The organism is Leeuwenhoekiella obamensis (genome assembly GCF_055391795.1).
The window spans coordinates 1,133,488-1,153,007 of record NZ_AP029251.1; the positions used below are offsets into that span (position 1 = coordinate 1,133,488).

14 protein-coding genes are annotated in these 19,520 nt (G+C 38.1%); 6 read left to right on the forward strand and 8 right to left on the reverse strand.

What is annotated here, in order from left to right:
* Positions 1-155: 155 nt before the first annotated feature.
* Positions 156-2,384: a hybrid sensor histidine kinase/response regulator gene (locus ACZ5L8_RS05060; RefSeq protein ID WP_464440194.1), complete on the forward strand. Its 2,229-nt coding sequence runs from the start codon at positions 156-158 to the stop codon at positions 2,382-2,384.
* Here ACZ5L8_RS05060 and ACZ5L8_RS05065 read toward each other — a convergent pair.
* Complete coding sequence (locus tag ACZ5L8_RS05065; protein ID WP_464440195.1) at positions 2,381-2,893, reverse strand: ExbD/TolR family protein; 513 nt, start codon at positions 2,891-2,893, stop codon at positions 2,381-2,383. The two genes, ACZ5L8_RS05060 and ACZ5L8_RS05065, sit on opposite strands and share 4 nt — an antisense overlap.
* 69 nt (positions 2,894-2,962) lie before the next feature.
* Complete coding sequence (locus ACZ5L8_RS05070) at positions 2,963-4,237, reverse strand: carboxypeptidase-like regulatory domain-containing protein (protein ID WP_464440196.1); 1,275 nt, start codon at positions 4,235-4,237, stop codon at positions 2,963-2,965.
* A 173-nt stretch (positions 4,238-4,410) separates the two neighbouring features.
* On the opposite strand from ACZ5L8_RS05070, the gene ACZ5L8_RS05075 reads away from it, so the two are divergent.
* On the forward strand, positions 4,411-5,160 hold the full coding sequence (locus tag ACZ5L8_RS05075) for a hypothetical protein (RefSeq protein ID WP_464440197.1): 750 nt from the start codon (positions 4,411-4,413) through the stop codon (positions 5,158-5,160).
* A 58-nt stretch (positions 5,161-5,218) separates the two neighbouring features.
* Here the strand turns inward: ACZ5L8_RS05075 and ACZ5L8_RS05080 are convergent, their stop codons facing one another.
* Complete coding sequence (locus ACZ5L8_RS05080; protein WP_464440198.1) at positions 5,219-5,512, reverse strand: hypothetical protein; 294 nt, start codon at positions 5,510-5,512, stop codon at positions 5,219-5,221.
* 231 nt (positions 5,513-5,743) lie between these two features.
* Between ACZ5L8_RS05080 and ACZ5L8_RS05085 the strand changes: the two genes are divergently transcribed.
* The 3 genes from ACZ5L8_RS05085 (at position 5,744) to ACZ5L8_RS05095 (ending at position 13,685) form a co-directional block, all read left to right on the forward strand.
* A complete protein-coding gene (locus tag ACZ5L8_RS05085) occupies positions 5,744-10,699 on the forward strand; it encodes a translocation/assembly module TamB domain-containing protein (protein ID WP_464440199.1) in 4,956 nt (1,651 codons plus the stop codon).
* Positions 10,671-12,959, forward strand: a complete 2,289-nt coding sequence (gene tamL, locus ACZ5L8_RS05090; RefSeq protein WP_464440200.1) for a translocation and assembly module lipoprotein TamL — start codon at positions 10,671-10,673, stop codon at positions 12,957-12,959. Before ACZ5L8_RS05085 ends, tamL begins: the two co-directional genes overlap by 29 nt.
* Positions 12,960-13,274: 315 nt before the next feature.
* Positions 13,275-13,685, forward strand: coding sequence for a DoxX family protein (locus tag ACZ5L8_RS05095; protein ID WP_464440201.1), 411 nt, complete (start codon positions 13,275-13,277; stop codon positions 13,683-13,685).
* A gap of 2 nt (positions 13,686-13,687) precedes the next feature.
* Here the strand turns inward: ACZ5L8_RS05095 and ACZ5L8_RS05100 are convergent, their stop codons facing one another.
* From ACZ5L8_RS05100 to ACZ5L8_RS05120, 5 genes are all read right to left on the reverse strand, one after another.
* Positions 13,688-14,506 carry an SDR family oxidoreductase gene (locus tag ACZ5L8_RS05100; RefSeq protein WP_464440202.1) on the reverse strand — a complete coding sequence of 273 codons (819 nt, stop codon included), beginning with the start codon at positions 14,504-14,506 and terminating at the stop codon, positions 13,688-13,690.
* A 120-nt stretch (positions 14,507-14,626) separates the two neighbouring features.
* The gene (locus ACZ5L8_RS05105) at positions 14,627-15,973 is read right to left on the reverse strand and encodes a dipeptidase (RefSeq protein WP_464440203.1); all 1,347 of its coding nucleotides are present in this window, start codon (positions 15,971-15,973) and stop codon (positions 14,627-14,629) included.
* 12 nt (positions 15,974-15,985) lie between these two features.
* Entirely contained in the window at positions 15,986-17,143 is a 1,158-nt protein-coding gene (locus ACZ5L8_RS05110; protein ID WP_464440204.1) for an AEC family transporter, read from the reverse strand.
* Positions 17,144-17,161: 18 nt separating this feature from the next.
* Complete coding sequence (locus ACZ5L8_RS05115; protein ID WP_464440205.1) at positions 17,162-18,355, reverse strand: pyridoxal phosphate-dependent aminotransferase; 1,194 nt, start codon at positions 18,353-18,355, stop codon at positions 17,162-17,164.
* A 200-nt stretch (positions 18,356-18,555) separates the two neighbouring features.
* Entirely contained in the window at positions 18,556-19,035 is a 480-nt protein-coding gene (locus ACZ5L8_RS05120) for a ferritin-like domain-containing protein (RefSeq protein WP_464440206.1), read from the reverse strand.
* Between the two features lie 155 nt (positions 19,036-19,190).
* On the opposite strand from ACZ5L8_RS05120, the gene ACZ5L8_RS05125 reads away from it, so the two are divergent.
* A complete protein-coding gene (locus tag ACZ5L8_RS05125; protein WP_462598496.1) occupies positions 19,191-19,520 on the forward strand; it encodes an ArsR/SmtB family transcription factor in 330 nt (109 codons plus the stop codon).

The following is a 19,520-nucleotide window of genomic DNA, read 5'->3' on the forward strand; positions in this document are numbered from 1 at the left end:
ATATTTGTATTACTTCTTTCTCCTTGATATCATTGACCTTAGCGCGATTATTTACTTGTAAATTGAGGTTAAAAGTGTTAATTTTGCCGTTGAAATACTCATAACCCATTGTTCAAACTTTGATTCCTACTAGTAAAGCATATTACAAATGCTTTTTGTGCGTAATTTTTTCATTAATCGGTTTTTTTTCAGATTATGTCGTTTATGCTCAAAATAACTCTTCATGCGACCTTGCAGAACTTAGCAAGCGAGTTAGTAGTATCAAAATCGCAATGGAGGCTTTCAGGTACGATCTTGCCTTAAACGAATCACAAGAGCTGCTCTATCAATCAGAAGTTCACGATTGTGACACCTATAAATTTTTTGGATACAATTTATTAAGCAAGAATTTTCTGCGTTTAAGAGATTCCGCGAAAGCGTTAGAATATTCTGAGATAGCTTTAGAGATCGCTAAAGCAACTGAGAATGATTCTTTGATCGCTATTGCTTATGACGGTCTTGCGGCTACGTTAGACAATTCTCCAGATGCACAGCGCAAAGCTCTTGAACTGCACCTTAAGACATTGCAGATCCATAAAGAACTGCATCCAGAAAAATTTTTAAAACCGGCTCTTGAAGTTGCTACGATCTATAAAGATCTAGGCGAGTACACTAAGATGATGCAATACATTGAGGTTGCTCAAGAAAGTTTGAATAACAAGAATGTAGAGACTGATATTCCGCAAGTTTCAATAGATATTCTTAAGGGCGATTACTACAGCGTTCTAGGTAATCTAGATTCTACTACCGTGTATTATTATGCAGCTTTTAATCGAATTGAAAAAAGCAGCATGCCTCAACTAGCCCTTTCATTTTATGATAGATATGCAGAGTTTTTGTATGAAATAGGAAATCCTGCGCAGGCTTACAAAGTACAGACGGCTTATAATGATTATTTGCAGGATGTAAAAGATATGGCGCAGCGCGAATCTGTTCTTTTGGCTGTAGCCAAAAGCGATGCGGAAGAATACAAAAGACAGCGCAACGAGGCTAATATTGAGGCGGAAGTTGCAAAAGCAGATCTTAAGCGCCAAGAGCGTGAAGATGTTTTGCTATGGATCCTATGTACCATGGGTGGCGTTTTTATACTCTATTTCTATTTGAGTATGCGAGCTCGTAAGCGCTACATCAGAAAATTAAAATTGAATAATAAAGAACTTACCAAAGCAAAATCCCTTCTTGAAGAAAGTGCGACGACTAAGGCAAGGTTCTTTTCGACGCTAAGTCATGAAATGCGTACACCGCTGTATAGCGTTACAGGAATTGCAGGATTGTTAGAGAAAGACAAGAAATTCCTCAAAAGGTATAATCAAGAGATCAGTTCGCTAAAGTTTAGCACAAATCACCTTCTTGATATCATCAATGATCTTCTTGATATCACTAAGCTTGATGATAAAAGTTTCAAATTAAATATCCGTCCATTTAATCTTAAGATCTTGATGGGAGAGATATTGAGTTCTTTTGATAAATATGCTTACAAAGGCAATACAGAACTCACTTTGCATATAGATGAAGATTTGCCTAATTATCTTCTGGGCGACTCAAGACGTCTTTCTCAGATCATTATAAACATTTTAAGCAATGCTTTAAAGTTCACCAATGATGGGAATATTTGGGTAAGATTAGATGGTAAGCGACTAGAAAATGGAAAATACACCATTAATTTTTCTATTCAAGATACGGGTATTGGTATTGATGAGAAAGCCCAGAAATCTATTTTTGACGAGTTTAGTCAAGTAGAAGAGAGGAAGAGCAAGTCAGGTATTGGTACTGGTTTAGGTCTAGCGATAGTAAAAAAGTTATTGAATAAAATGGATAGTACCATCAAGGTTAAGAGTAAAGTAGGTGATGGGTCTACCTTTTATTTTTCTATAGATTTTAAAGAAGCGACGTTGCAGGATGTAATTAATTATGAAGAGCCACACAGTTTAGAGAAAAACTCGGCTTCAGAAAAACTGATCAAGAATGCATCTATTTTGATAGTAGATGATAATAAGATCAATCGTCTCGTAACCAGTAAGATATTAAAAGGCCTTGACGCAAATGTGAGCGAGGCAAAAAGCGGTGAAGACACATTAGAGTTGCTTAAGAAGCAAAGCTTTGATCTTATTCTTATGGACGTGCATATGCCAGGAATGGACGGTTTTGAAACCACAGCAGCTATTAGAACCTTTGATACGTATATTCCTGTTATAGCTTTAACCGCTACAAATCTTGGAGAGATCACTGAAAAAATGGAAGAAAGCGGGATGAATGGTTATATCGTAAAACCATACTCAATGCATGAGTTTGTAAATACCATTGTATCCCACCTTCATAAAGCAAATAAACCGCTAAGTATTTAAAGCGATCTATCAGCGATCTTTTCTGGGATCGCTTCTAGCACATCTTTTTTCTGAGCTTTTGTTAGCGCTTCAAATTCTTTGTTGAATTTCTCTAGGGCATACTCATTTTTTACTTTGGTGTAAGCCAACTTAATTTTACTCATCGTAGCGACATAAAAGTCATACGGAGTTTCACGAGACGAACTCACAGAGATTACAGCATCACCCGGTTTAAAGGGTTTGTTTTCGCTCTTAGTTTTGTTTGCGATAAAATCATAAACAGCTTCTGTAAAATCATTTTGCAGAACGATCTCATCATTAACTAGACATTCACGATTTTCATTAAGGTCAATTTTAAGCAAATTGCGCTCTTCAATTTTGCTAGCGCAATCTTCAGTTAAGCAAGGCTCTGCGAGTTTTTGCGGCACGCCGGCGTCTGTGTTGATGGTGGTGCAGATCAAAAAGAAGATTAGCAACAAGAATGCAATGTCGGCCATTGAGCCGGCATTAACGGGTACTGAACGTTTCATAATACTTGATTTTAATTGTTAAGTGTATTAAAACAGGTATCAAGAGTTGTTCCAAAAAAACAATTCTATCTAGTCTTCCTTTTTTAGCTGTCGCTGAATTTTCTCAATTGCAGACTCAATTGACTTTTCGGGTTCTATCACATTATACGCTCCCCAGAAATCTGGATCTGTAAATCCATCAGCTTCATCTACTAGAATATCATTAGAGCGGTATCTTTTTAAGTTATTAGCATAAACACCTTCTGAGGATTCCCAATCTGTCACGAGCATCTCGCTGCTAATTGTATAGTGAGAATTGAATAATTTACGCTTCCAGTTAACAACAAACTCTAACTGTACATTGCCGTAAGCAAAATACCATTTGCCATCTTTTTCTCTATAATCCACACGATAATCTACATGATCTGGCCAAACTTTTACAGCATTAGGCTTTTTACGCACAAATAATTTACTGCTTAAACTTCTGTTTTCAACATTCAATGAATACACCGCATTTGTAAGCGCCAGCGTTTCAGAATTGATGTACAACTTGCCGTAGTACATAGGCTCAAGTACGTTTTTCTTTTGCTTAAAATTGATAACGTGTACTAAAGTTCCATCTACCGTTGTAGGCTGACCAAAAGAAAAATCATAATACGGCATTGTCTCTGGCGTAATGAAATACTCAGGATACTTGATCAGGTCTATATAAAGTGCATTTAACGGTCCGCCTTGTAGTTTTAAAGCAATGGTGTCAAGTCTTTTATAATCTGTGCTTTTTCTGGCTTTATAAAGATCTACGCGGTCGCGAGCATTTGTAGTATAAGGACTTTTGTCTATCATTACTACGGCTTCCGCCAAAGAAACATTTCGGCGACCACGCTTGATACTTTCTCTGTAAAAGGCGGTCATTGCAGAGGCTTCATTAGTATAATTATCGCCGCGTTTTGCCATTACTTTTTTAAGTAAACCTTCAGCATCCTTGTATTGATTTACGTTTACTTCCTGCAGTTCTGTAGTTCTAGGTTTTAACGCAATCGTTGTAATTTCTTGATCAAAATTTTCAAGCTTCATTGTTTCTGGGTAATAACCTAAAAATGAAATCTCTAATTGACCATTTTGCAGGCTATCTGGCACTTTTATGGCAAAGTTTCCTTCGCTATTTGTGATCACGGCGATGTTCGTACCGGTAAGAGTTACATTCGCAAAAGGTAGTTCATCATTGCTATTTACGTCAGTAACAGTGCCTTTATATTCTTTAAAATTTTGTTGTGCGCTTAAAGCGAAAGAGAATAAGGCAAGAAGAACAGAAAGTCCAAATTTTGAATAACCTTTTGTGTTTGTGAGAGTAGGGGATTTCTTCATTGTAGTAATTTTTCTTTAACCACCCTAAAATACTGAAAAAATGCAACATTTCCTGCTATTTCACGTATATCAAACAAACCCCTAAACAAGCGATAATAATTTTTATTAAACTATTAAGTACAATGGTCTGATCATTGTAATACAGTTATTATAAATTTGCATCGCAATACTTTATGAGTAAAACTTCACATATAAATACTGCATCTATTTGCAAGGCGCTATTTGTAGCGCTGTTTACTTTTTTTGGGTGCACCCAAATGAACGCCCAGATAGATAATACCTCAGGAGGATTTAAAATTCCTGCCGTTGTAGATACTACTAAGCAGAAACAGCCAGAGCAAGCTGAAAGTCAGAATAAAGAGATAAAACCAGAAAATAATCCATCTGCTATACCAATGGAAGATCCTGAAAAGGTAAAAGCAGATATGGATGCAAAGTTGAGTAGCCTCAATGATATGGAAAATGAAAAATTCTTCATGCTCAAAAAAGAAGAATTTGCAGATCCTAATCAGCGTCACCTTGAGCGCTTAAACCGAAAACCTGAACCCAATTATTCTAAGAAAGACAAAGCGATCCTAGCAGAAATGGCAAAGGATATGGACTTAGGGACATTTAGAACTGGCGGAGATAAAGTGCAAATTATGTGCAGAGACTATCAGGCTGTAGATGGAGATAAAGTTGCCATTTTATTAAATGACGAAGTTATTGTAGAGCAAGTGTGGCTTACAGAATCTTACAGAGGTTTTTACGTTTCGCTGAAGAAAGGTTTTAATAAGATTTCGTTTAAAGCGCTTAATCAAGGAAGTTCTGGACCTAACACGGCAGATCTTGTGGTTTATGATGATAAAGGCAAGTTAGTTTCTTCAAGCGGCTGGAATTTACTTACCGGAGCACAAGCAGACATTGTGGTTATAAAAGAATAATGATCCCCTGAAAAAGTTATCAGGAGATCATTACAACTACCACCAAAATTCTTAAATATTATTTCACTAGATCACGATTCTGTTCTTCTAGATCATGATTTTCCATTTCGCCACCTTGGCTATAAACTTGATTTTCTTCGTCCTTTAGATTACCAGGTTTTCTATTTTTATTTATTGCTGTTCCTGGCACATCAAGATCCTCACCGGTAAAATCTACATTGTCCACACGACCGCGCAATTCATCATCACCGCCGCCATCTTTGTGTATGTTTTCATCATTAAGCATTTTCTCTTCCTCTTTACTTAGATTAGGATCGTAATCTAAATTCTCATTTTTCTTCTTAGTTGTCATAGCTTATAATTTTAGATTGAAATTATGCAGATGCGCTTAAAACCTAACTTCATTTAACTGCGTTTAACAGAAATTATAACAAGGTTTTAGCAGTTTTGGTAGGTAGGCCGTTGCTTTATAGTATTATTTTTAGCATTCATTAAGAAGTGATGAATATTTGTGAGCAAAGGCAGAAAAATTTTATTTAAAACTCTACGTATACTGGCAAAAACCCTTGCCGCAATTCTCATTTTGTTACTCCTAATAATTCTTTTTGTTAGAAGTCCGTGGGGTCAGAACATTATTAAAAATAAACTGGTTACGAGCATTTCTGAGAAAACCGGAACCGTGGTAGAGCTCGATAGACTTTTTATCACATTTGGCGGTAATATTCAGATCGATAAACTCTATTTAGAAGACACAAAAGGCGATACGCTGGTCTATTCTAAACATCTCAATGCAGATATTCCGTTATGGCCATTAATTAAAGGTGATGGTTTTTCTCTAGATGATTTGCAGTGGGAAGGTCTTACGGCAAATGTCACTCGTCAGGATACCATTTCAGGATTCAATTTTCAGTTTTTAATGGATTCTTTTGCACCGGCAGATCAAGCCGCTGCAGAAACTGTGGTCGACTCAACTGCGACGATGCAAATACGTTTAGGCGATTTTGATCTTCAGGATTTTAATATCGTTTATAACGACAAAGTCACCGGCATCAATAGCAAGTTCAAGTTTCAAGAATTGAAATTGTCAATGAGCAAAACAGATCTTGACAGTATGGATTTTGAAGCTTCTCAATTGATATTCAAAGATGCGAGGATCAATGTAGAGCAATCCTCACCGCTGTATCCTCCAGATACCACCAGCGCAGCGCCCATGCCGCGTCTTGCTTTAAAAAATGTTCTGCTTAGTAATATTTATGCAGATTATAAAAGTGTTGATGATAGCCTTTCGGCGAAAGCTAATCTCACAGAATTAATTGCAAAAATCCCGCTGATCGATCTGCGCAAGAATAAAATTGACGTTTCAAAACTCGCGCTAAACGATTCTCAGATCGAGTTAAAAAGCAATATGCCTGCAACAACTGCAACAACAGCAGAAAGCGCAGCAGAAATGACTTTAAAGTCGATTTGGCCGCCATTCACAGTGAATGTTGATGATTTTAAGATCAATAATTCTGATGTTGCTTATTACGCAAATGATCGGAAGGCGGTAGAAGGAAGATTTAATCCAGAAGCTATCGAGATCAAGGATCTTAATCTTGATATCACAAATGTACTTCTTAAGGAATACGAAGCAAATGCCGATTTAAATTCGCTTAGTTTTACAGAAACTTCAGGGCTAAATTTAGATGTCTTTCAGTTTAACCTTCATCTTGATGAAAATAACCTGAATCTGGATGATCTACAGATTCAATTGAATCAAAATAGAGCAGAAGGAAATCTACAGCTTAAATATGCAGATCTTGAAAAATTCATTCAAAATCCTGAAGATGCTCTGATCACCGCAAATCTTTCAAACATCAATGCAGATCTTAGCGAGTTCTACCTCTTTTCGCCACAGCTAAAGAATAATGAATACTTTGTGAAACTTGCTCGACGACCGATAAATGGTAATATTTCGGCGCAAGGAACCTTAGGGAGAATAAATCTTTATAATGCTAATTTTAACTGGGCATCCACAAGAATTAGCGCAAAAGGAAAAATAATTAACGCAACAGATTCTGATCGTTTGCAATTTGAGTTAACACCGTTTAATGTAAGTTCTACACGACGCGATCTCACTCAATTTATCGATGAGCAGGAATTAGGTATTAAGCTTCCGCCAAAATTCACTTTAAAAGGAACTCTCGCAGGAACTACAGAGAAATTTAATGCAGATGCAAAGTTGCTCACAGATCAAGGAGAAATTGCTTTAAAAGGCTTTGTAGATATATCAAATGAGATTCAGTTTGACGGAAATATTCAAGCGTCAAAGATCAAATTATCGCAAATTCTACAGAATGAAACACTAGGCGATCTTACTTTAAAAATTGACGCAAAAGGACATGGAAGTGACATAAATAGCTTAAATGCAGATGTTAATGTTTTAGTTGAAGATTTTAGTTACAATGATTATAAAATCAATGATTTAAAACTTAACGGAAATATTAAAAATGGAGTAGGAGATCTCAAATCAGGTTACAAAGATGATAATCTAGATATTGATCTTCTTGCGCATGTAATTCTTGATTCGGTGGCTCCACAGGTTGATCTCAATGCAGATATTCGTGGGGCAGATTTACAAGCGCTAGGGCTTGCTTCTCGCAGTGTGAAAACCGCTTTAAAAATTAATGCTACCTATAAAGGTAACGCCACGACTTACGATATCACTTCTAACATTGATGACGGCGTTGCGGTGTATGATAATCGCACGTATTTGCTGGGTGATGTTAAGCTCAATGCGCATGTAACTCCAGATACCACGGCGGTTAATGTGAAAAATAGAATTCTTGATCTTGATCTGGAGAGTAATGCGAGTCCCGTAGATTTTACAAAAGCTTTAAAGCGCCACTTTGTTACGTATCTCTCAGATGTTCCTGCGACTGACACGCTTTCAAAACCTGTGAAGATCAAAATGCGCGGGCATTTGAGTTCGGCGCCTATTCTTAACGAGGTTCTAGTCGCAAACCTTCAGGAGCTTGACACGGTAGACATCTCTATGGATTTTGATGAGCTTGCGCGGAAACTTTCAGCAAACGTCACTTTACCTTACATAAACTACAACGGAAGCATTATCGATAGTTTGGCCATTTCGCTGCAAAGCGATCCAGAAGATCTATCATTTGCGCTAGGTTTAAATGGTGTGAAATCTGGTCCTATAGATATAAAAAGAACAACGCTTACCGGTCTTGTTCAGGATAAAAAACTGGCCTTAGATTTTAGATCTACAAATGATACAGTGACGTTGATGCGCATAAATACTGATGTTACGCGTAGTCGAGACACTTTGAGAGTGCATGTTAATCCAGAGAATCTTGTACTAAACAGAAACAGCTGGACGATGGATGCAAACAACCAGATCACCTTAGCGCCAGAGGTTTTAAAATTTAGAGATTTCACGCTTTCGCGAAATAGTCAAAGACTTACTGTTTCTAACGATAAGCCTAATGTAGAAGAGGAACATATTGCGATAGATTTTGAGAATTTTAGTCTCGCCAGTATTCTCACCTTTTATAACCCAGAGCAAACATTGGCTTCGGGAAGATTGCAGGGAGAACTTATAGTTGAGAATCCGTTTACCCAACCGGGAATGCTCGCAGATCTAGCGATCAATAAATTTGAAGTGATGGAAGTGGATCTAGGAACATTAAGCCTAGATGCAAAATCACTTAATGGCGCTGATTATGATTTTAATATGGCGGTAAAAGGCGGTCAAGCAGATCTTGATCTTACTGGTAAATATCAATCTTCACAAACTGCTGCAAACCTTGATCTACAACTCGATATTAATGAAATAAAAACCAGCGCAATTGCTGGTTTCAGCATGGGTGAGTTAGAAGATGGTACCGGGGATCTTTCAGGTAAGATCAATATTTCTGGAACAACGCTAGAACCTAAATACGACGGAACGATCAACTTCAATAACGCCGGCTTTAAGGTTTCAAAGCTCAATGCGCCTTTTGTTTTGAATAATGAACAACTTAAGATAGACAACAACGGACTTTATTTTAGTGATTTCACCGTAAGGGATGAAAAACAGAACAGCTTTGTTGTTGACGGCTCCATAGGAACTGAAGATATGCTTAATCCTACATTTGATCTTAATCTAAGCGCAAATGATTTTCAGGTTTTAAACTCTACAGCAGATGATTTTGATCTTGTTTATGGTACAGCTGTTTTTGATGCAGAAGCGAGCATTACCGGTAATTTAAATGTTCCTAAAGTAAAAGGAAGAATTGAAGTAGGCGAGGGCACAGATGTAACCTATGTTTTGCCTCCTAGCGAAGTTGCGGTAGAGTCTAGAGAAGGTGTTGTGATCTTCGTAAATAGAGAAAATCCCGATGATATTCTCACACAAACTGAAGAAGAATCTTATACCATCACAGGTTTTAATATTGATGCAATTCTTTCAATTAGTGATGATGCTGCGGTAAATATTGTGATCGATGAGCAAACGGGGGATAATTTGCGCGTTGCAGGTAATGGCGATCTTTATTTTAATATGTATCCCAATGGTCGCACCACGCTAAGCGGTCGATACACAATCACAGATGGGTATTATGAGATGAGTTTGTATAGCATTGTAAATCGCAGATTTGATTTGGTTAAAGGTAGCAGTATAAGTTGGTCTGGTGATCCTCTGGATGCGAAGCTTGCGCTTAAAGCGAAATACGACGTCAAAACTTCTGCATCTGCGTTGATGTCTTCTCAAACTTCAGGAACTAATATAAGTGTACAAAATGAATACCGCCGTCGCTTGCCATTTTATGTGTATCTCAATATAGACGGCGAGATCATGGAGCCTAAGATCAGCTTCAATCTAGATATGCCACAAGATGATCGCGGTGCTCTGGGTGGTCAGGTTTATGGTAGAGTACAACAGCTTAACTCGCAAGAAAACGAACTCAACAAGCAAGTCTTTTCACTTCTAGTGTTAAACAGATTTTTCCCAAGCTCAGGAAGTGACGGTAGCACCGGCGGAACCGCGACTATTGCTCGAGACAACATTAACGATGCGCTGTCAGATCAATTAAATGTCTTTGGAGAGAAACTGTTGGGTGATACAGGAATTCAGTTGGATTTTGGTCTAGACAGTTACACAGATTATCAAGGCGAATCTGCACAGCAACGCACAACATTAGATGTTGCTGCTCAGAAAAAGCTGTTTAATGATAGGTTGATCGTTCGTGTAGGAAGCGAAGTAGATATTGAAGGTAGCGCCCAGCCGGGTCAGGCTTCTCCGCTTATAGGAAATGTAAGTTTAGAATATGTGCTTACAGAGGATGGTAGATATCGTTTAAAGGGCTTTCGCCAAAATGAGTTTCAAAACGTTATTGATGGCCAACTCATAGTTAACGGGATTGCGTTGATCTTCACGCAAGAATTTAATGAGTTTAAAGAACTCTGGGCGTCATTATTTAAAAGTCAGGCGAAAGATGAGGAAGAAACGACTTCTAAAGCTGCAGAAGATAAAAATGAAAAAACTACTGATGATGAAAATTAGAGCGCTGGCAATAATGGTTTTTTGTGCATTTCTGGCAGCGTGTAGCGTTGAGAAGTTTATCCCAGAAGATGAATATTTGTATGAAGGCGCTGCTGTAAATGTAACCTCAGACACTGTGGTTGAGAAAAAAGCGGCCTTAACTACAGAGCTAGAAACTGTATTGAGACCAGAGCCAAACAAGAAATTTTTAGGCATGCGTCCTGGTCTTTATTTCTATTATAAAAATCAAAAGGAAAACCCTGGTTTCTTGAATAGGTTTTTCTGCATGAAAATGGGTGAAGAGCCTGTTTATCTCAGCGATGTAGAACCTTATGAGGTAGAAGAAATTCTTAGAAATAGACTTGAGAACAACGGTTTCTTTTATAACAATATAGGTTCTGAAGTGGTTACAGATTCTTCCAGCAGAACTGCGCGCGTTAAGTATTTTACTAAAGTGATGGATCCTTATAAAGTTGCTACTTACAATCTGGATATAGATTCGTTGATCCTAGGTGGTGCGATCAAGGAGAATTTTGGCGAAAGCCTTATAAAAAAGAATGATCGCTTTGATCTAAGCGCTATGAAAGCGGAGCGCAACCGTATTGATGTTGACTTAAAGTCAAAAGGATACTACAACTTTAACCCGGGATTTTTAGTGTTTGAGGCAGATAGCAATCAGTATGATAATAAGCGTGTAGATATGTTCTTACGCCTGAAAAAGGACGTTCCTGAGAAATCTGTGATCCCTTATACAATCGCTGAAGTTAATGTTTACCCGTATTACACGCTTGATCAAGACAGCACACAAACTGAGGGAAATCGTTACAATGAGAAGAATTATTATCAGGAAGAATTGTTTTTTAGACCAGATCGTCTTGACCCTTTTATTCAATTAAAAGAAGGGCAATTATACAGTCCAGATGTGTCGCGTAATACGAGCAGAAGGCTTGGCGCAATAGGCGCGTATAAATATGTGAATATTCAATACAACGAGATCGAGACGCAAGCAGAAGGTGACAGTCTTGGAAAACTTGAAGCAAATATTTATCTCTCGCCGTTGAACAAGCGCTCTGTGAGAGCCGAGTTACAAGCGGTGCAAAAATCTAATGGTTTTGCTGGGCCTAATCTAGCGGTGACATTCTCAAATAGAAATCTTTTTAAAGGTGGAGAAACGCTTAATCTTACTGGTAAAGTGGGTTATGAATTACAAATGGGCGGCGGTAATAATGCTGGTTTAAGTAGTTTGCAATTGGGTCTGGGAGCAGATTTGATCTTTCCGCGAGTTATATTCCCTATAAAGATCAGCACAGACTTTTTTGAATATGATATTCCTAAAACTAAAGTAAGTCTATCTGCAGATTATCTTAATAGAAGTCAGCTATACACGCTTATTTCTGGTCTGGCGTCATTTGGTTATATCTGGCAAGCCAATAGATATGTTACGCATGAATATAATCCTATCTCGATCAATTATGTGAATCTGGCGAACACCACTCCAGAGTTTCAGCAGATCCTTGATGATAATCCGTTTTTACAAAGCAGTTTTGATCAAGAGTTTATTTCTGGGATGACCTATTCTTTTACGTATAACGGGATGGTAGATCAGAATGCCACACATCAATTTTTTCTTAATGCAAATCTAGATACAGCAGGAAACACGATAAGTCTTTTTAGCGGAGCGACAGAAAATGATAAGAAGAACTTTTTAGGACTTCAATATGCGCAATATGCTAAGATAGATGCAGATCTTAGATACCATTTCAATATGGGAAAAGGTAATAAGATCGCTACCCGACTTTTTGCCGGCATTGGCATTCCTTATGGTAATAGCGATGTTGTTCCCTATACAAAACAGTATTTTTCTGGAGGACCATATAGCGTGCGTGCTTTTAGAATACGTTCATTAGGTCCAGGAACGTATAATCCCGGTGATAATGACGACGGAGCCTTTTTTGATCAAACAGGAAATTTGAGATTAGAAGCAAATATTGAGTATCGTTTTCCGCTGTTTCCTTATGTTTTTGGAGCTGTTTTCGCTGACGCGGGAAATGTGTGGAACACCTCAGAAAATGAATCAGTGCCTGGAGGAAAATTCTCTTCAAGTTTTATGAATGAACTCGGGATCGGTACTGGAGTAGGAGTGCGAGTAGATATTCAGAATTTTGTAATTCGTTTTGATCTTGCTGCGCCTATGCACGATCCTTCTTTGCCTTCCGGCGAAAGGTGGGTTAACGATTTTGGAAATCCTATTTTCAATTTTGCGATAGGTTATCCGTTCTAAGCAAGATAAACTTAAGAACATAAAAAAGCGCTTCGGTAAGGAAGCGCTTTTCTTTTTTCGTTTTAAAACAAATTAAAAACGGGACCCAGTAAAACGTATAAAATTATTGCTAGTATAATTGTACCTATACATCCACAACGGCCACCGCCTAATTTCTTTGCTCCCCAAAAGGCAGCAATCCATCTAAGTAGATTTTTCATAGTTGATTAGTTTTAGTTTTTTTTAAAATTAAAGGATTGTTCAAGAAGTAAATTTTTACTTAACAGTAATTTATCTGCTTTTCTTAATTTTATAAAAACCCTTTAAAACCACCCAATGTCACTTTACAAAACCAATCTTAGTCCAGCCAAAGCTGATCTTGCATTATTAATTTTTAGAGTAGCGATAGGAGCAATGATGCTCGTACACGGTGTGCCAAAAATGATCACACTTTTTACCGCAGATCCTATTGAATTTGCAGATCCTATTGGAATGGGTCAAACAGCAAGTTTAGCGCTTGCAGTTTTCGCAGAAGTTATCTGTAGTGTATTGCTTATTCTAGGCTTAGCGACTCGTTTGGCTGCAATTCCTTTAATAATTACAATGGCAGTTGCAGTTTTGATCGTTCATGCGGCTGATGGATGGGGAAGACAAGAAATGGGAGCAATTTATCTTGTGAGTTATATTGTATTGCTCATCACAGGTCCCGGAAAATACTCACTGGATTTCTATTTCAAGAAAAAGTAGGATCAACCATTATCTGTAAATCCAGGATAACACGTCATACCACCGTCTACATAGATGGTGGTTCCATTTATATATTCAGATTCATCTGAAGCGAGCCAAGCGGCAACACTACCTATATCGTCTGGTTCTCCTATTCGTTTATATGGGATAAGCTTATTGAGTTTGTCGCGTGCTTCTTGTGTTTTCCAGGCTTCTGTGTTAATATCTGTCTTTATCGCTCCCGGCGCAATACTGTTGCAACGCACTTTTTGTGGCCCATATTCTTGGCAAATACTTTCCATAAGCATGGTAAGCGCGCCCTTTGAAGCAGCATAATTTGCGTGACCAGCCCAAGGGATAATTTGGTGCACAGAACTCATGTGAATGATCTTTCCTAGTGATTTAGAAACATCCTTGCGCATACCTCTTTTCAAAAATTCTCTGATGGCTTCGCGAGCACAAAGAAATTGTCCTGTAAGATTTACATCTATCACGATCTGCCAATCTTCAAGACTCATCTCGTGAAATTTAGCGTCCTTTTGCATACCCGCATTAGGAACTACAATATCTACAGTGCCAAAGTGATCAATTGTTCTTTTGAACATTTCCTGCACTTCATCTTCTTTGCTTACATCACATTTAACGACGATCGCTTCGCCACACACATCATCTGTATTGATCTTGTGCGCGATATCTTCAGCGCCTTCTTTATCAGAGTGATAATTTACCGTAACATTAGCTCCATCTCTCGCAAGACCAAGCGCCACAGCGGCACCAATACCAGAACTACTACCTGTTACAATTGCAGTTTGACCGGCTAATCTTTCATTAGGCTTTTGCATTTTTTTATCTTTTGTAATTACTTAAAATTACTCAAGAGAAATCACATAAGCGGTTGTCAACACAGGCTTTAGCGTGCATTTAACAGCTATTCAAAAAATTAAAATAAATTCGGTTAGGATTTATTTGGCTGCAGCCAAAACACTCTCTTTACCAGCTTGAATATCTTTTGCGACTTGTTGCACTTCGTCAAGAACACGAAGCAAATTACCGCTCCATAATTTACCGATCTCTTCTTCTGAATATCCGCGTTTTACAAGCTCTAAAGTCACGTTAAACGTCTCTGAAGCATCTCGCCAACCTTCAACGCCGCCACCGCCGTCAAAATCTGAGCTGATTCCCACATGGTCAATGCCTATAAGCGAAACCAAATAATCTACATGATCTACAAAATCAGCCACATTCACCGCTGCTGGAGCATCGGTTATTTTTTCTAATTTGCTGTCTCTTATTTTTCTCATGGAGTCATAATTCTTGAAATAAACAAGTCGCTCATCTGGCGTTAAACTGCCAAAATCACTTCGATCTATCCATTCATAACCCAGAGAATCCATTATTTTTTTGCCTATTTCGGTTTCATAATCTGCTCTGGCAGCATGTTTATCTCCATCAACATAAGAGCTAAAGGCCACGGTCTGTACTACGCCACCGTTTTCTTTAAGTTTTAATAATTGATCATCGTTAAGGTTACGGCTGTGGTTTGATAGAGCTCTTGCAGAAGAATGAGAAGCGATAATAGGCGCTTTGCTCAACTCGATCATTTGATTAAAAGACTCAATTGAAGGATGCGAAACATCGATCATCATCCCAAGTCTATTCATTTCTTTGATCACTTCTTTACCCAGATCGCTAAGACCATTATGCAGCCAGATACTGTCTTGTTCGCCAGTATTACTATCTGCAAGCTGGCTATGCCCGTTGTGCGCAAGCGACATATAGCGCGCTCCCATATTGTAAAATTCTTCTACTCGAGAAATATCTTCTCCCACCGGATAACCATTCTCAATACCTATCATTGCGACCAACTTACCTCGAGAGTGAATGTCTCGCACTTCTTCAGATGTGGTTGCAAATTCTATCTCGTCTGGAGCGATAGAATCACATAATCTGTGTATTGCTTCAAATTTATCAATGGCGTTTGCGTATGCTTTTTCATAGCCTTGCGGCGAAAGCGTGTCTTGCCCAGTATATACTACAAACCATGCTACGTCAAGACCACCTTCTTTCATTTTTGGGAGCGTGATCTGTGTATCTAGTTCTTGCGTGTAGTTAAGACTGTCTGTAAAATTTGAAGTATTTATATCATCATGTGTATCAAGTGTGATCACATTATGGTGAATCTCTTTTGCTTTTGCGATAAGTTCATCTTCAGAAACGTCCTGAACCTCCGCTTCCTTTTCTTTACAAGAAGAAAATAGAAGCGTGAGAACAGAACAAAGAATTAGGGGATGGGTGAAATTTTTAATCATGTTTATTTTGATTTATTCTTCTGCAGGAATTGCAGGTGTAATATTTGGATCATAGATATCTTCTGATGATTTTTTCCAGAAGACGATCTTTTTTCTTGTTATCATAAGGTATACAACAGGGGCACAGCCAGCAATTATCAATGCAAATGCAATAGTGAGCAATGCAGGAATATTTGCAACGTAGCTTCCGGCAGAGAGGATGCCTAGAATTAAAACCACCGAAACCGGGAAACTCAATGCTAGAATATTCACAGCAAATCCCGAATCAAATGTGGGTTCTTCAGTTTTCTTTTCAGATTTATTCTCTAATAGATCAATTGCCGAAATATGCGCAAAAGGCCAGAAACTGCAAGCGCTAAGCGCAAAGGCTATCATTAGTAAAATATTTTCTTGCAGCGTGATTTTGGCGAAAGCCATAAAAACAATACACAGCAACATCACTATCCCGGCACGCAACAATAACATCGCAAAAACCTGAACGAATTGTCGCTTTTTTACATTTACAGCAAGCCCGATAAATAGTAAAACGAGCGGTGTCATCATCACGCTTAATCGCGATAGACCTTCACTTACAAAAAATGGTAAGGTTTGCATATTTATGCCTAATCCTACTAAGATCAAAGCTGCAGCGATAAACAAGTTTACCGGTTCTGAGATCAAGGATTTTAATAAGGATCTTACCTTAGATCCTTGCGTTGTACCTGCGATCTTGTTCTTCTCATAATACCAGCGCATGGCCATGATGTAGAGAAAAATGAGCACAAAGAATTTGTTCCCTAAGTCTGCCATTGCGGCTTTCGCCAAAGCGTTATCGCCCAGAAACTCTAGCACAAATGGAAAACAGGAAAGCCCAGGAGCAAGTGACGGGATCAACAATCGTGCAGTTCTATATTTTGCTGAATCTTTTTGCACGCCAAGCAATGGCAACACAAAAGGAAAAACATAAAACAGAAAAACATTGAGCACAAGCGCGAGTAGAGGCAAGGCGAGAAGTTCTGCATTGATCTCGATACCCAGAAGTGCAATAAAGATCGTGGCGGGTAATGCCAGATTGAGAATGATCTTTTTAATGCCGGTAACTTCGGCTTTGTTTGAGAATTTAAGCTTTAACAATAACCCCACACCAATAAAAAGCATGAAGGTTATTGTTTTTTGTAGCGTAATATCCATAAAGGATCTTTTTGCTTATTAAACGTAAAATTCGTCAAGTGCCTGGGTAAAGACTTTCATCTCCTCCATAGTTCCCATACTTACACGACACCAGTCTTGATCCCAGAATTTAAATGCACGAACCACGATCTTACGATTATAGATCTGCTCTAAAAATGCATCACCACTCATATTAATAGGGAAGATCACAAAATTGGTATGTGATGGCATATAATCCATTTTCTTATCATCAAGATACGCTGTCATATAATTGCGCGCATCGATCAATTTCTTTCTGCAATCAACTAAGTAGTCGCTGTCGTCCATACTTGCCGAAGCTGCTGCAATACTAGGACCTGTAATTCCCATTCCGCCGCGAGTTACTTCGTTGATCTTTTCAAGCGTTTCTTCTAGACCTAGCATATAACCCACGCGAAGGCCAGCCATACCGTGAATTTTAGAAAATGTACGCGTTACTAAGACATTATATCCTTCTGCGATAAGCGGCGCCATGCTATTATCAAGTCCGCCATCTGATAATTCTATATATGCTTCATCAACAAAGACAGGAACTTTTTTAGAAACACGTTTACAGAAATCCTTTAAGTCCTTAGTATTCGTGATGGTCGCTGTAGGATTGTTTGGGTTTGTGATGTAAACCAACTTTGTGTCTGCATCAATCGCAGCTTCCATAGCTTTAAGATCGTGCTGATAATCTGCGGTAAGCTTTACACTCTTCCAGTTGCCGCCACAGGCTTTTGCTACAGAAACTAAAGACATATAACTAGGATCTGCGCTGATCACATTACCAGTACCATCTTGAAAATATACCATTGCTGTTTTTTCAAGAAGATCTGATGATCCTGGGCCCATCATGATATTTTCTGGTTTACAACCTTCATAATCGGCAATTTTAGAAACTAATTTGCCCAGGCTATTCCATGAGTAATGATTGCCATCAAAAACTTTTTCCTGAAATGCAGCCGCTGCTTTTTTAGAAGGTCCGTGTGGATTTTCATTCCATACCAGTCTTGCTTTTACAGTGTCTAGATCTGGAAATTGAGGCGGAGTATACTCATCAAAGAAAGGATTACCATAAAGGAATTTTTTATTCTGTTTCTGAGCAGATCTTACAGTTTCTGCCCAAGAAATTTGAGGAGCAACGGCAATCGCTCCCATAGATAATAAACTCGTTTTGAGCCAGTCTCTACGTTTCAGGTTTTTATTACTCATATAATTAGGTGGTGTTTGTTCAGATTTCCTTAAAAATAGTTAATAAAACACTCGAAACTCGTGCGAATAATTTAAAAATCGGCCATTCTAATTATGAATTCAAAAATTAAAGACACCTCATTTTTTTAGATTCTCAATGCAATAAAAAACCCTGAGCGGTTATGCTCAGGGTTCTTAAATCTATTTATGTTCTTTTCGCTTTAAGCGATATCCTCCAACGTTTTTACACGATTAAGAGTAGAATTTATCTCATCTAACTGACTTTTTAGCACGTTAGAAGTAGCAAGTGGTAAAGCATTCTCTTCGTTCTTCAAGATATTCTCATATTCTTCTACGCTCGCTTTCTCACCGCGGATCACTTCTTCTAAGATCGCCTCGTCGTCATTGCCAGTAAAAGCGGTTTTAATATCCATCCACGCGCGGTGTAAAGTTCCTGCGGCACTTCCGCCTTCTTTAGGCTTTTCATCGATCTCAAAGATCTCATGACTTATCTCTGTTGCAAAGCGATTGCGCTGTAAAGCTTGATGTTTTAAAAACTCTTTCAAGTTGCTGCTATCAGCTTCTTCCATCGCTTTTTTATATCCTTTTTCTGCGTCATAATTCTTCTCAAGAATAGATTGAAGACTATTATTTATTTCTTCATGACGTCTTTCGTTTGCTTTTTCAAGTGTGGTTTTCATAGCTAAATTTTTATTTTGATTAAAATTAGCAAGTATCTCATCGCGTGATTCTTAATGAAGTGCTATTTGAGACAACATTAACCCTGTGTTAATTTTATTAATAAGGCTTGCGCCAAAAATATCTTCATCGTAATATTGCAATAAATAAATGAATAATGGGATTAACGAAGAATGAGCTTTTTACAAAAAAGCAGAATGAGATCTCAACCTTTGCAAAAGCATTGGCGCACCCGGCACGTGTAGCCATTTTAGAATATCTGCTGAAGCAGGATTCTTGCGTTTGTGGAGCCTTAGTAGAAGAAATAGGATTAGCTCAACCTACCATTTCACAGCATTTGCGTGAGTTGAAAAACATAGGTTTAATAAAAGGTACGATAGAAGGCACGACCGTTTGCTATTGTATTAATGAAGAAAAATGGAATGAATTCATGCAGGAGTTCGCTAATTTCTTTGAGCTGCTGCACACTAATAAATCATGCTGCTAA